The organism is Gluconobacter sp. Dm-62 (assembly GCF_018256155.1).
Taxonomy (GTDB): Bacteria; Pseudomonadota; Alphaproteobacteria; order Acetobacterales; family Acetobacteraceae; genus Gluconobacter.
The window spans coordinates 44,748-57,854 of record NZ_JAERLY010000006.1 but is presented as its reverse complement, the minus strand read 5'-3'; the positions used below and the strand labels follow the sequence as shown (position 1 = coordinate 57,854).

General features: G+C 60.3%; 13 protein-coding genes. 8 read left to right on the top strand and 5 right to left on the bottom strand.

Going from position 1 to position 13,107, the window contains the following annotated elements; genetic code table 11:
• Nucleotides 1-34 precede the first annotated feature (34 nt).
• Entirely contained in the window at nt 35-910 is an 876-nt protein-coding gene (locus JK202_RS08280) for a bestrophin family protein (RefSeq protein WP_211560260.1), read from the bottom strand.
• A 180-nt stretch (nt 911-1,090) separates the two neighbouring features.
• Between JK202_RS08280 and JK202_RS08275 the strand changes: the two genes are divergently transcribed.
• The 3 genes from JK202_RS08275 to JK202_RS08265 are packed head-to-tail and all read left to right on the top strand — an operon-like array spanning nt 1,091 to nt 3,818.
• Complete coding sequence (locus tag JK202_RS08275; RefSeq protein WP_211560076.1) at nt 1,091-2,206, top strand: S-(hydroxymethyl)glutathione dehydrogenase/class III alcohol dehydrogenase; 1,116 nt, start codon at nt 1,091-1,093, stop codon at nt 2,204-2,206.
• A gap of 2 nt (nt 2,207-2,208) precedes the next feature.
• Entirely contained in the window at nt 2,209-3,057 is an 849-nt protein-coding gene (gene fghA, locus JK202_RS08270) for an S-formylglutathione hydrolase (protein ID WP_211560074.1), read from the top strand.
• Nucleotides 3,054-3,818 carry a ribonuclease T2 family protein gene (locus JK202_RS08265; protein WP_211560072.1) on the top strand — a complete coding sequence of 255 codons (765 nt, stop codon included), beginning with the start codon at nt 3,054-3,056 and terminating at the stop codon, nt 3,816-3,818. Before fghA ends, JK202_RS08265 begins: the two co-directional genes overlap by 4 nt.
• On the opposite strand, the gene hisI is transcribed toward JK202_RS08265, so the two are convergent.
• Together hisI and JK202_RS08255 are read right to left on the bottom strand one after the other, a co-directional pair.
• A complete protein-coding gene (gene hisI, locus JK202_RS08260; RefSeq protein WP_211560070.1) occupies nt 3,806-4,216 on the bottom strand; it encodes a phosphoribosyl-AMP cyclohydrolase in 411 nt (136 codons plus the stop codon). The two genes, JK202_RS08265 and hisI, sit on opposite strands and share 13 nt — an antisense overlap.
• Nucleotides 4,213-5,145: a folate-binding protein YgfZ gene (locus tag JK202_RS08255; RefSeq protein WP_249199822.1), complete on the bottom strand. Its 933-nt coding sequence runs from the start codon at nt 5,143-5,145 to the stop codon at nt 4,213-4,215. Before JK202_RS08255 ends, hisI begins: the two co-directional genes overlap by 4 nt.
• 160 nt (nt 5,146-5,305) lie before the next feature.
• On the opposite strand from JK202_RS08255, the gene JK202_RS08250 reads away from it, so the two are divergent.
• The 5 genes from JK202_RS08250 to JK202_RS08230 are packed head-to-tail and all read left to right on the top strand — an operon-like array spanning nt 5,306 to nt 11,012.
• Nucleotides 5,306-7,624: a cache domain-containing protein gene (locus tag JK202_RS08250; protein ID WP_211560068.1), complete on the top strand. Its 2,319-nt coding sequence runs from the start codon at nt 5,306-5,308 to the stop codon at nt 7,622-7,624.
• A complete protein-coding gene (locus tag JK202_RS08245) occupies nt 7,621-8,445 on the top strand; it encodes an ABC transporter permease (RefSeq protein ID WP_249199819.1) in 825 nt (274 codons plus the stop codon). The genes JK202_RS08250 and JK202_RS08245 overlap by 4 nt, the downstream gene beginning before the upstream one ends.
• Nucleotides 8,438-9,157, top strand: a complete 720-nt coding sequence (locus JK202_RS08240; protein WP_211560066.1) for an ABC transporter ATP-binding protein — start codon at nt 8,438-8,440, stop codon at nt 9,155-9,157. Before JK202_RS08245 ends, JK202_RS08240 begins: the two co-directional genes overlap by 8 nt.
• On the top strand, nt 9,157-10,113 hold the full coding sequence (locus JK202_RS08235; protein WP_211560064.1) for an MlaD family protein: 957 nt from the start codon (nt 9,157-9,159) through the stop codon (nt 10,111-10,113). The genes JK202_RS08240 and JK202_RS08235 overlap by 1 nt, the downstream gene beginning before the upstream one ends.
• Nucleotides 10,110-11,012, top strand: a complete 903-nt coding sequence (locus tag JK202_RS08230; protein ID WP_211560063.1) for a hypothetical protein — start codon at nt 10,110-10,112, stop codon at nt 11,010-11,012. Before JK202_RS08235 ends, JK202_RS08230 begins: the two co-directional genes overlap by 4 nt.
• 60 nt (nt 11,013-11,072) lie before the next feature.
• Here the strand turns inward: JK202_RS08230 and JK202_RS08225 are convergent, their stop codons facing one another.
• Nucleotides 11,073-11,363, bottom strand: a complete 291-nt coding sequence (locus tag JK202_RS08225; RefSeq protein ID WP_211560061.1) for a hypothetical protein — start codon at nt 11,361-11,363, stop codon at nt 11,073-11,075.
• A gap of 148 nt (nt 11,364-11,511) precedes the next feature.
• Nucleotides 11,512-13,068, bottom strand: coding sequence for a carbohydrate porin (locus tag JK202_RS08220; RefSeq protein WP_249199818.1), 1,557 nt, complete (start codon nt 13,066-13,068; stop codon nt 11,512-11,514).
• Nucleotides 13,069-13,107 lie beyond the last annotated feature (39 nt).

Genomic DNA, 13,107 nt, shown 5'->3' with positions numbered 1-13,107 from the left:
ACAGGGTTTTCTGGGGGCTTCTTTTACAGCCGTATCAGGGCTGAACGCCGTGGACGGGCTGGATCGGATCGGGCGGGGTATCCCCGATCGGTTGCAGCAGATCGCGCTCAATCGTGCGGGCCATGGTGAGCATCGGCAGGGCGTGAACGCTCTTCTTGAAGGGTTCCTGAAGGTCGCGGCCGCTGCGGTCGAGCATCTGGAAGAGCATTCCTATGATACTGGAGCCCAGTGGCGTGATCCAGCCGAGCGTCTGAACAGCCGAAAGCGGCAGGATGATGCAGAACAGATGCGTCGCGATTTCAGGCAGCAGGGAATACTGAGCCGGCAGCGGAGTGTTCTTGATACGCTCCAGTCCGCCCTGGGCGTTGGCAATGTCGGACAGGATACGGTCTACCGTCCCGTGAACTGCGCCATCGATTCCTTTGAGCTCGACCTCGTCCCGCACGCCCAGACCAATTTGATAGAGCAGCATGTTGGCCGTGTTTGAGCAGGACGAGACCTTCTCGTACATCTCAGGGGTCAGCAGTCTCTTTGTGTCCTCATTGGGCGGATCGCCTCTCAGCGCCGCCCGCAGAACATGCGGGTATGCAGCCATGGCACGGGCCAGATCCGGACGCCCGCCCAGAAGGGTCGCGGCTTCACGACCAAAGGAGCGGCAGTTGTTGGTGATCGCTCCCCACAGGGTGCGGCCTTCCCACCAGCGGTTATAGGCCGCGTTGTTGCGCATGCTCAGGAAGATTGCCAGCGCCGAACCCATCAGGGAAATCGGCAGGGAGGGCTGTTCCATCCAGTCCTGATGGAAGATCTGGAACAGGACGACCACCACGAAGTCCCACAGCGTCAGGATGATCAGGGGGGGCAGGGATTCCCGGAAAAGAATGGCCAGTCCATGTGGACGGTTGACGATCAAACGGCTGTCTCCTCGGATGACGGGATATGCTGGGACGTTGCGGGCGAGCGTAGCGGTGAAGTCTGTCCCCGGCCAACACCAAAGGGTGTCTGTCACTTTACTTTCTTTTGCAGCGGGCTCTTGCCGCGATGCCCTCTGATACGACACCCTGTCCAGACCGTTTCAGAGGAGAGTGATGTTATGGACGTAACCGCCGCCATTGCGTTCGAAGCCGGCAGACCGCTGGAAATCGACACGGTTCAGCTCGAAGGCCCGCGCGACGGGGAAGTCCTGGTCGAGATCATGGCTACGGGGCTGTGCCATACCGACAAATACACGCTCTCCGGTCAGGACCCTGAAGGTCTGTTTCCAGCCATCCTTGGACATGAAGGTGCGGGGATCGTCCGTGAGGTTGGCGCCGGGGTGAAACACCTCAAACCCGGCGATCACGTTATTCCGCTCTATACGCCTGAGTGCCGGGAATGTCCGTCCTGCCTGTCGCGCAAGACGAACCTGTGCACGTCCATCCGCAGCACGCAGGGCAAGGGGCTGATGCCGGATGGCACGTCCCGTTTCTCCTACAAAGGCCAGACGATCCATCACTACATGGGCTGCTCGACCTTTGCGAATTTCACGGTCCTGCCGGAAATCGCGCTGGCGAAAATCCGCTCCGACGCGCCGTTCGACAAGATCTGCTACATCGGCTGCGGTGTGACGACCTGCATCGGGGCCGTGCTGTTCACGGCCAAGGTCGAAGCCGGCGCAACCGTTGCAGTGTTCGGGCTGGGAGGCATTGGCCTGAATGTCATTCAGGGTGCGAAAATGGTCGGGGCCAACCGGATCATTGGCATCGACATCAACCCCGAACGCGAGGCGATCGCGCGCCAGTTCGGCATGACGGATTTTGTGAACCCGAAGGATCTGGGGCCGGATGGAGATCTCGTCGGCCATCTGATCGAGATGACGGGCGGTGGTCTGGACTACACATTTGAGTGTGTCGGCAACCCGACCCTGATGCGTCAGGCGCTTGAGAGCGCGCATCGTGGGTGGGGTGTGTCCTGCGTTATCGGTGTGGCCGGGGCAGGGCAGGAAATCAGCACACGGCCGTTCCAGCTCGTCACGGGGCGGCGCTGGATCGGATCGGCGTTCGGCGGCGCGCGCGGGCGGACCGATGTGCCGAAAATCGTGGACTGGTACATGGAAGGCCGGATCGATATCGACTCTCTCATCACACACAAGCTCCAGCTGTCCGACATCAATCTGGGTTTTGACATGATGAGCCGTGGCGAGAGCATCCGTACTGTCGTGGAGTACTGAGTATGTCCGACATTGAAGTTCTGGCGCATCACGCCTGTTTTGACGGCTCCCTGCGGTTTGTCCGGCACAATTCCGAAGCTCTGGGCGTGCCTGCGACGTTTGGAGTGTTTCTGCCGAAAGAAGCGCTCGCGGGGCAGGCAGTCCCGGTCATTCATGTCCTTGGCGGCCTGACGGCGACGCAGGAGACGTTCCTCATCAAGGCCAATGCGCTCCGCTTTGCCGCTGAACATGGCATCGCGCTGGTCGCCCCCGACACGTCTCCGCGCCATACGGGCACAAAAGGCGAGGATGATTCCTATGATCTGGGATCGGGGGCCGGGTTCTATATTGATGCCACCTCCGAGCCCTGGAGCCGGCATTACCGCATGGAGACCTATGTTGGCGAAGAGCTGCCTGCGCTGACCGAGCGGCTCTATCCGCTGGACGGTGCACGGCGCGGCATCATGGGGCATTCCATGGGGGGGATGGGCGCGCTGCTTCAGGCGCTGAAACACCCCGATCGCTGGAAGACCGTCTCGGCTTTCGCGCCGATCTGCCATCCGAGCACGGTGCCCTGGGGGCAGAAGGCGTTCGATGCGTATTTCGGCGGCGATCCGGCAAAATGGCAGAGCTGCGACCCCACGCTGCTGCTGCGTTCAGGGCGTACGCACCCGTCCACCATTCTCGTGGATCAGGGACTGATGGACCAGTATCTGACGGATCTGTGTCCCGAGGCACTGGAAGGGGCTGCAAAAGAGGGCAGACAGTCTCTCGAACTGCGCCGCCATGCCGCCTATGACCATTCCTACTGGTTCGTGCAGAGTTTTATTGCGGACCATCTGACCCATCATGCCAGAGGGCTATCCGCGTGAAGCGTTCCGTTCTTGCTGCTCTTTTTCTGCTGGGAGGCTGCGTCTCGCAGGTTCCGAGCGGGCCTTCGCTCACCCCCACGGCCCATACTGATTTCCGGCATGACACGCTGGCGCTGACCTGGCAGCCGGGTTTCTGTGCTTCCGGTGGTGGATGTGAAGCGGACCAGACGCATCGCATCTCGATCGGCCTGCACGGGCTGTGGGCTTCAGAGCCCCATGCTCTGGAAGCGCAGGGTGTGCCGGTACAGGAGTGGTGGTCCAAGGGCTGTGATCTCTACGACCACGACGACACGCCGCCGCAGCTTCTGCCGACAACGGTTGAGGCGCTGCGGGGTGTTGTGCCGCATCTGAAGAAGCCGCTTTACGTGCATGAATACACCAAACATGCCCGCTGCTTTGGCTATGATGCGGACCGCTTTTTCGTCACGTCCATGGAAATGCGGGACCGGCTTGCCGCTTCGGCGTTCGGGCTGTGGCTGTCGCAGCAGGCCGGGTTTCAGGTCAACCGCGATGACATGCTGGCCACTTTCGCGCGTCTGATGAATGTCCGGGACAGCCGCGCTCTTCAGGTGCGTTGCGAGCCTGCGCATAATGGCCAGATGGTCCTGACGCAGCTCTGGTTTACGCTGGACCCAAAGAAGCTGTCGCGTTTCCCGTATGAGGGGGCCTATCTGTCCTCACCAGACGATCAGAACGGCTGCCCGGCTACGTTCCTCGTGCCGGGCTGGACCGCTGCGACTGTGGTCGATCAGCGGCCGTAAAGCTCTTCGGCGCTGATTTCGGGCTGCGACGTGTCACGCAGCCCGTCCGGCGTCACGCCGTGATAGAAACAGCTCCGGCGACCGGTATGGCAGGCCACGCCGGTCTGATCGACGATCATCAGAACAGCATCCATGTCGCAGTCGAGGCGCGCTTCAATGAGTTTCTGCTGCTGGCCGGAGGTTTCGCCCTTGCGCCAGAGCTTCTGACGGCTGCGGGACCAGTAACAGACGCGACCGGTCAGAAGCGTCTCGCGCAGGGCGTCGGCGTTCATCCAGGCGAGCATCAGCACCACGCCGTCCGGCGCCTGCGCGAGGGCGGAGATCAGGCCGTTCGCATCGAATTTCACCTTTGCGATGATCTCATCGACGGCGGACGGGGCGGGGGCAATATAGGTCACGAACGCATCTCCTCGGGAAACCAGACGGGCCAGACTACAGAAAGTGGCTGTCCGTTGCATGTCAGCTCCGGCGCAGACCATGCATCCCGCCGCAACATGGCGAGCGCCCGATTGCCGCTGCGGGAACGGATGTCGCCCACTTCACGCTCGCCGGAAACGATAACGCCGCCTTCATCCGGGAACACGCCGTCCGATAGAACGACCGGTAGCAGGCGGCGTTTGACGAGGCCGCGGTAATGCGTGCGGGCTGTCAGTTCCTGCCCCATGTAGCAGCCTTTTTTCCACGACACGCCGTGCAACAGATCCATGTCGGCTTCGAGCGCCAGTGTCTGTTCGCTCTCGAAATCCATGACGTCTGGCAATCCCAGCGTCAGACGGCGCTCCAGAAATTCGGCAGGTGTTTCACCGCTAGTGCCTGATTCGGTCACGATAGCCCGCCATCCTGCATCATCGCATCTTGGGTCCGGGGCGTTTGTGACCGCACTTTCCGGCATAGGACTGTTTTCCGTGCCTGTTACGATATGCAGGCCTGTCTTCTCGATCTGAACATCCGCACGCAGGCGAAAGCGCGACAGGCGTTTGACGAGCATATCCGCATGATTGGCCGGGCAGTCCATCAGGATGCGGTCAGGGGCATCATATAGAAAGAATTCACTCAGCCACCGTCCCTGCGGCGTGAGCAGGGCGCTCCAGACCGCCGTGCTGTCCGTCAGGGCCTGGACGTCATTGGTGACGAGCCCCTGAAGAAAGCTGGCGCGGTCCGTTCCTGTAAATGACAGGACGGCGCGGTGAGAAAGATATTTATGCATGTAAGACACCGCAGTTCGGACGGCTTCCAGCAAAACCACCGCATTGGAAAAACGCCTGACCATAGCGGCCAAATCCATCATTCGCCATCTCTGGTTCAGCGCGGAAGAGCTGAAAAGCATCTGACGGATCATATGGAAATGGTAAATTTCCAATGTAAGGGCGTGTTTCAGTTCGTGGCTGCGGGTTGCAGTCTGGCAATACTCGGAGGATATTGTTCTATCTTATCGCGGTAGTATGGCCCTGTTCCGCGACCCCGTGCCTGTCCGGAGAGAAAATACCTTGTCAGCCGCAGAAATCGTGGACCCAACCAAGAGCCCTGCCAGTGACCGGCGCCGGATCTTCCAGATCCTGGGACCGCTTGTAGGCGTGCTGCTGGTCATCGCCGCGATTACGGGCATCAGCCTCCATAATTACCAGACGACCCGCAAGGGCGCGATTTCGCTGTCTAACGATCTTCTGCGCAGCCAGCAGCGTTACGTGACACAGGAAGTCAGCGATTATCTTGCACCAGCCTCCATTGGTTCCCTGATCGCGCAGGACATGTTCCGCGATCCGCTGACAAACGCGACGCCTGATACATTCATGCTCTATGGGCGCTCTATCCTGACGCATACGCCTCAGGTGGACAGCTTTTATATTGCGAATGATCAGGGCCAGTTCTGGATGATTACGCGCCACGGTCAGGACGGGTTCGAGCAGACCCATTTCCAGATCGACAGCGGCAGGCAGGTTTATCACCACGTTTATACGGACAAGGACGGCAACATTACCGGTGAGGGCGCAGACCCGGCGGACGGCTATAATGTCGTGACACGGCCCTGGTTCGCAAAGGCTGTCAAACATCAGAACGACCCCGACCGCCAGCTCCACTGGACCGATCCTTACGCCTATATTTCCACACATCAGTTCATCATCACGGCGTCTCTCGCCTATGACGGGCATGACGGGCACAAATCGGTCTTTGCGATCAATATTTCGCTGAACCAGCTGACGTCCTTCCTCAACAGGCTTCAGGTCGGGCGGAGCGGTCAGGCGGTGATCGTGGATATGCATGGCCAGATCATTGCCGGGCATAATGTTGCCGCCGGGCAGGATCCGAAGACCTTTGACCCGGGAAACGTTTTTCTCGATCCCAAGACACAGCCGGTCTTCACGCATGCGCTCAACCGGTTCCGCATCAAGGGACCGGGGACCGGCGTGGTCGAGGCCAATGGCCGGAATTACGTCACCATTGCTTCTGAACTGCCGTTTGTGCATCGGCACTGGGTTCTGCTGCTGAATGCGCCGGAAAGTGACTTTGCGGATTTCGCGCAAACGGCACGACGGCAGAACATCGGATTTTCGCTGCTGGTTGTGGGCTTGGCCTCGATGCTTGCGCTCGCACTGGTGGCTCAGGGGCGGCATGTCGAGCGTCTGCGCAAGCGGCTTCAGCGGGGTCGGGACCAGATCAAGGCAGAGAACGCTTCGCTTCTGGAAATCGCCAGTACACCCGATCTGTTCGATCCCGCGCATGAAGTCCCCATCCTGACTGAAGCTCTGACGGCCCGGACCAGTGCCCGACGCGCCAGCCTGTGGCGGCTGTTGCCGGATGGCGATCGTATGCTGTGCGAAGATGCCTTTGATCCGTCGCGTGACGTGCACAGCACGGGCGTTGAGATCAGCCGGCGGGACAACGGCAAGCTGTTCGAGGCTTTGGAAGAGGGGCACACCCTGTCGATCGCGGATGCCTCGCAGGACGAGCGGACGCAGAACTTCCAGCGCGTCATTATGCGTGCGGTGGGTGCCAATACGCTGCTGTTTCAGCCGGTTCGCAATGCTCACAAGACGGTTGGGGCGATTGTGCTGGAAGATCCGGGGCAGTCGGAGGCGATAGAGCATATCATCGCCATTGTGGCCTCAGTCGTGGCACTGCGTTTTGCCAAGCCTTTCGACGCAGCGGCGGCCGAAGGCAGTTCGGGCCTCTCCGTTCCGGCTGAAAAGCATGACACGCGATTTGACGAGGGCTTTCTTCTGGAACCCTCAGCTCAGGCCGGAGAGCCGGTTGCGGCTGGCGTATATCCTCAGGTGCCGGTCATGGTCATTTCCTTTGTGGACCCCTATGCGCCTGACCGTGACAGTATTGCGCGCGCCATGACTGTGATCCGCACGCTCAGTCTGGAAATCCAGAAAATCGCGCGTGACAGCGGGCTGTTCTCCGTTCAGGTCGTGAGCAACCGGCTCGTTCTCGTAGGTGGATGTTCGCAGACGCCCGACCCGTCCGCGGCTGTGCGGCTGGCGGACGCGGCGGTTTCGATCCGCGAAGCCTGCCTGTCCTCGCTGGCTGCGGCGGATCTGGACCCCGTGTTCCGCATCGGCATGGATGTGGGGTCTGTCATGGCGTCGGAACTTGGCGAAGCGCCCTCTGTCTTCAATATCTGGGGCGATGCGCTCAACGGAGCTGAACTCCTGACCGGCAGCGCGCCGGATGCGGGTACGATCCAGGTGTCCGAACAGGCTTATATGATCCTGCGCGAACATTTCCTCTTCCGGGCGCGGGGCATGTTCTACCTGCCTAACAGCGGGATCACCCGCAGCTTCATTCTGGCGGGTCGTCGATGAGAGGGCTGCGCAACCTAGACCGGATCACGATGGTCCGGAGCATGCTGGTGCATCTGGGGTATTTTTCCCGCACGCAGATGCGCTTTACGCTGATGATGATCGGTGCGGGTTGGGGGATCATGCGCGAGGCGACGCGCCTGACGACCTGGCGGCGGACGGTCCGGATCGAGTTCTGGGCGTCCCTGCATCAGGCCGTGGGCGGCGGTATTTTAAGCACACTGGTGACGGCCGCGCTGACGGGTTTCGGCATCGTGGCGCAGACCGTCTATTGGCTCGGTTTCGCGGGCATGGCGCAGATGACCGGCTCCATCCTCTCCACGGTTCTGGTGCGTGAGATCGCGCCGGTTCTGGTGGGGGTGATCCTGCTGGGCCGCTCGGGGATGCTGATGCTCACCGAGCTTGGCACGCTCACGACGGGTGGCCAGATGCGCGCCATGACCGGGATGGGGGTCGATCCGTTCATTTCGTTCCTGGTGCCGCGTAGCCTGGCCATGACGATCAGCGGTTTCACGCTTGGCGTCATTTTCAGCATGACGGCCCTGCTGGTTGGCTATGCGGTCTGCCGGGTCGAGGACGCGATCACGATGCCGATCTGGGCGTTTCTGGATCAGGTCGTGAGTAGCGTGAAGCCGATCGACTATTTCGTGATCCCCGCCAAGTTCATCTTCAGTGGTTATGCCGTGGGGGTCTGCTCGTGCCTGTCCGGCATGGACGTCACGACCGAGGACGACCTGTCGAGCATGCTGCCGCGCGGGTTTGCGCGTGGAATGCTCTCCATCATGGTCATCAACGTCGTTTTCAGTGTGTGCTTCGATGGCTGAAACCGACGACGTTTTCCCCAATTCGCTGGATGCCCGGCTGGAGCTTCTGGACGCCAAACCGCAGTTCGATGAAAGCGGGCTGGTGTCGAGCCGCTACAACCTGCGTCTCAATCCCGGCGAATGTGCCCTGATCGAGTGTCGGGACATGGGGCAGGCGGCCCTGTTTGCGGATATGTGCGTCGGACTCATTCCGCTGGGTGACGGGCATGTCCGCTGCATGGGGCTGGACTGGGCCGATCTGGACGAACGGCGGAGCAATGCGCTGCGGGGGCGGATCGGGCGCGTCGTGGTCACGGGGGGATGGGTGGACCTGTACGGGACGCACATGAACATCCTATGGCCACAACTGCATCATACACGCACCCCGATCGACAAATTGCAGTCGCAGGCCGTGCATCTTGCCGTCCGGCTCGGTCTGCCGGGACTGCCGGTGATTCCGCCGGGTCGTCTGTCGTCCATGGACCGTCAGCGCGCGGCCTGTGTGCGGGCGATGATGGGGGAGCCGGCCCTTCTGCTGCTGGAGCATCCGATGGAAGGGGCTTCGGCTAGCCTGATGGATGCGTTCCTGTCTCTCGTGACCGATCTGCGGGACCGGGGATGCGCGGTTGTGTGGATGGCTCCGGATGAAAGCGGGTGGGGGGATTATGCGTCCGACGCCACCATCCGCCTGCGCCTTTATGATGACGGACTGTTTTCGATGCGAGGTTCCTGATGTTTCGCGTACGCCAGACCGAGACCGCCCGTCCGCTCTTTCAGAACCGCTATGCGGATGAATGGGTCGGGCTGCTTGTCCTTGCCGCGATCGTCATGTTCTCGGTGGCCGTCGTAGAGGCCGGTTTCCTGCGCCAGTGGCTGACCCCGGAGAAGAAACTGCATTTCGTGCTCCCCGAAAGTGGGGTCGCAGGGCTTGCAATCGGCAATGACATCGAAGTCATGGGGGTTCATGCGGGCGAAATCCGCCGCCTCAAGCTCAATGAGACGGGACGCATGTATGCCGAAGGGGATCTGGACCCGCAGTTCGCCAATTTCATCCGGCAGGACAGCACAGCCATCATTCGCCATCGGCTGATCGTGGCGGGTGCGAGTTACATTGAGCTGGGTCGGGGCAAGGGCAAGCCGCTCGACTGGGACTATGCAGTTCTTCAGGCGACGGTCGAGGCCAACCCGGCGGACGTGATTACCCAGACCGTCACGGATCTGCGCAACAAGCTCGTCCCGGCCATGAACAACGTCCAGCTCATTACCGCGCAGGTGAACGACATGCTGACCGACATGCGCAAGGGACAGGGCACGATCGGTGGGCTGTTGGTCAAGGATGACGTGCTGGACAAGGCCAACGAGGCCCTCACCCATCTTGATGGCGTCATTGCGGATCTTCGGCCCATCGAAAAACAGGCAGGGGGCGTCATGACGAAGGTGGATGGAACGATGGCCAATGCCCGGGCCGCGACGGCAAGTCTGCGTCAGAGCATGCCGCAGGTTCAGCAGACCGTGGCTCATGCCAATACGGCCACGGCGCAGCTTCCCGCTCTTCTGGCGCAGGCGGAAGCAAGTGCGAGCAGTCTGCGCAAGCTGACGGATCAGTTGCGCGGGTTGTGGCTGCTGGGCGGTGGAGGTGCGGAACAGGAACCTTCGCGTCGTCTTCCGGCGCAGGCGGTGCGGCCATGAAGCGCGTTCTTCTGGCCTGTACGGGCCTCATGGTCCTGACGCTTGGCGGCTGCTCGTCCTCGACCGCGACGAAGGCTCCGAAGCCTGATCAGCCTTATGAAGATGCCATGGATACTGGCAAAAGTGTCTATGGGATTGGTCAGGCGACACAGGCCGAGGCTCAGTACCGGACGGCCATGGACCGCGCCCTGATGCGGGACGATGCGGGCGCTATTCACGAAGCCGGTTTCAATCTGGCGACGGTGCTACTGGCGGAAGACGAGCCTCAGAAGGCGTTGCAAAGCCTCCGCGAGACTGAGGCCGCGCTGAGCCTGCGCAATTTCTCCGATACGTCTGATCTGGCCGTAATTCGCGCAGCCGCCCTATACCGGCTTTATGACACCGTATTCGCATCGCAGGCTGTAGGGCGTGCGCTTCAGTCTTCGGATATGGGGATCCGTGAACGGGCGCTGTACCTGTCGGGTCTGATCGCTGCGGATCTGAGGCAGGATACGGTTCTGGCGCAGCGCGTGAATGATCTGACGATCTTTCATGAGACCAGCGCGACGGTTGACCGGCAGGAACTGGTGGCGCGTCTGAACCTGCTGCGGGGTCAGCCGGAACTGGCTTACAGCGCGGCGCTTTCCGTGGTGAAAAGCCGCAGGGATGTTCTGGATTATCGCGGGATGCGTCGTGCGCTTGCCCTGGCGGCTGATGCCGCTGAAGGCTCGGGACATCAGCCACAGGCCATGGCACTGCGACAGCAGGAAAAAATCAGCGAGCAGATGGCTGCAAAACAGGCTGGAGACAATGGGTCAACGCCCAAAGATGCCTCTGCTGAAACGCAGGAACCCGGAAAGGTCACGGTGCAGGTGCGTGGAACCCCGGCTGACCAGTCCGGGGTCGGCGCGACCGACTGAACAGGCCTGAAGCATCTGGCCCATATTGTGTAGGGTCTGATGCTGTTTCGATAAAAAGACTCAGAACTGTCCGCGGGTATTGCCTGCGCGCCTGGCGTCTTCCTCGCACATATACGTCCCATGAGACGTGGCGCCGTACCAGAAGCTGCCCTGCACGTGATAGACATGAGTGGCGGTGTTCACCCAGACCTGATTGCAGGTCTCGCTGTTCTTGTGGTCTGCCGCCTGTGTGACCTGAGGTTTCTCGTTCGAAGCGCTGCTGGCGACGGCATTTTCAACCTTTGGCTCCTGCGCGAGCGCTGTTCCGCCCAGAAGTCCAAGAACGAAGAAAGAAGCAAGCAACGGTTTCATGTGAAAAGCCCTTTGGCACTGGTCCTTGTCTGTACTGAGGTTATGTAAATAAATATTTATAATCAAATCACGAACAGGTAATTTAAATATTTCAAGATAACATTTCTGTTAAACCGTAAGTAACGGATCTGTTATTGGTGAGTTTGTTTTACAGGTTTCCAAGGACCTTAAGGCCCACCAGTGTCGCATTCGGGATGACCGAGGTTTGACCCGGGCGCATCATGTATTCAAACTCCGGCTGCACCACGAGACCGGGCCGGATAGGCACGCCGTAATACGCTTCCAGAATGGCGGAATGGGTCTGGGGGCCGTTTACGAAGGCGCCCATGGACATGCCAGCGAGCTGTCGCAGGCGCTGGCCGAGCGTAATAGCGGGGCTCATCTGGTAATAGGAATACATCACGCCGAAACGGTCAAACGGTCTGCGGGGGATGATGCCCAGCAGCGATGCACCGACATAGACCTGATCTGAAAACGTCGAGACGCTGGGCGTGTTGTGCACATAGCCTGCAAGGATGTATCCGCCCGCCATCTGGTGCTGACCGCCCTTGCGATAGACCATCTGGTCGGCCTCGATATAGAACGTGTCCCGCGGTTTGGTGGCGTCATGAAAAACCTCTTTCGCAAACATCGCCGGTATGGTCCCGAGGCGATCCGCGTAAGGGGAGGTATCATGGGCGAAGCCGAGTTTGTAATGGCCCGGCAGGTTATCTGGACCGATAAAGGGCTCCCAGGTCAGTTCGATCGGCAGCATGACGCCCGTCGAGCGTTCACTGCCCCAGGCCCAGCCACTCGGGTTTTCCGTCAGTGCGCCGACCCTGTAGACGCCTGTGCGTAGGGTCAGGTCGCGGGTGGGTTTGAAGCGCAATGTGCCGCCCCAGGTGGCTTTTGGATAAACGCTCCAGCCCTCATCGGCCTTGATGGCGGGCGGTGCCGAGCACTGAACCATGAAGGTGCAGAGCAGCACGGAGGTCGCATAGGTATGCGTCAGCGTGATACGGCCGATATTGATATTGAGACGATTGTTGAAGAATGCTTTTTCGAGATAAATGTCCGCCAGATGGGCCGCCGCATGGCCCGAGAGGCTGTAGACTTCGCTCAGAAGGATATGATGGTCCCCGACATGGTCGTAAGAGACCTGACGGCCCGCGCGCTCCATCATCACCGCATGCAAAATCCATCCATCCAACCCCAGTAGCCGCCCCAGATCCCAGCGTGTGTTGAAGGTCAGTTCATGGGCGTAGGACATGCCCTTGCTGATACCGCCGCCGACATTCGCCATCGCCTCGCCCTTGTAGGAAAACTCGAAGCTGAATCCGCGCTCGGCGAGCCAGTTCCGATAGGGGGAGAGCTGGGGTGCGATATGACCGAAGGCTTCCGCCGGGACGTAATAACCGGCCGTCAGATCGCTGCGTCGCAGCGCATCGTTATTGCGGTTGAGAAGGGAGGATATGCTCTCCGTATCGAAGATTGCCCCCAGATGATCGGCTGATGGTGCTGGCGGGTGAGGACGGCTGGCAGGCTTCGGGACCGGCGGAAGAGCAATCGCCGAGCCTGTAGACGATAGCTGGCGGGCTGTGGGTTGTGGCAGCGTCTGCTGGAGTGGCGGGGACGTGTCCTGGGCATGAAGTACAAAAGGGGTCGTGCCGATAGCCGAAAGAATATTGATCTGAAGGAAAACCCTTAAAAAATACTGACGAGACATCTTTAGTATTCTTTCCCGCCCCCATAATTGAACAGGGTG

Coding starts and splice junctions, on each gene's coding strand:
- JK202_RS08275 (WP_211560076.1), top strand. CDS start 1,091: ATGGACGTAACCGCCGCCATTGCGTTCGAAGCCGGCAGACCGCTGGAA.
- fghA (WP_211560074.1), top strand. CDS start 2,209: ATGTCCGACATTGAAGTTCTGGCGCATCACGCCTGTTTTGACGGCTCC.
- JK202_RS08255 (WP_249199822.1), bottom strand. CDS start 5,145: ATGCTTTTCAGCTCTTCCGCGCTGAACCAGAGATGGCGAATGATGGAT.
- JK202_RS08245 (WP_249199819.1), top strand. CDS start 7,621: ATGAGAGGGCTGCGCAACCTAGACCGGATCACGATGGTCCGGAGCATG.
- JK202_RS08240 (WP_211560066.1), top strand. CDS start 8,438: ATGGCTGAAACCGACGACGTTTTCCCCAATTCGCTGGATGCCCGGCTG.
- JK202_RS08235 (WP_211560064.1), top strand. CDS start 9,157: ATGTTTCGCGTACGCCAGACCGAGACCGCCCGTCCGCTCTTTCAGAAC.
- JK202_RS08230 (WP_211560063.1), top strand. CDS start 10,110: ATGAAGCGCGTTCTTCTGGCCTGTACGGGCCTCATGGTCCTGACGCTT.
- JK202_RS08225 (WP_211560061.1), bottom strand. CDS start 11,363: ATGAAACCGTTGCTTGCTTCTTTCTTCGTTCTTGGACTTCTGGGCGGA.
- JK202_RS08220 (WP_249199818.1), bottom strand. CDS start 13,068: ATGTCTCGTCAGTATTTTTTAAGGGTTTTCCTTCAGATCAATATTCTT.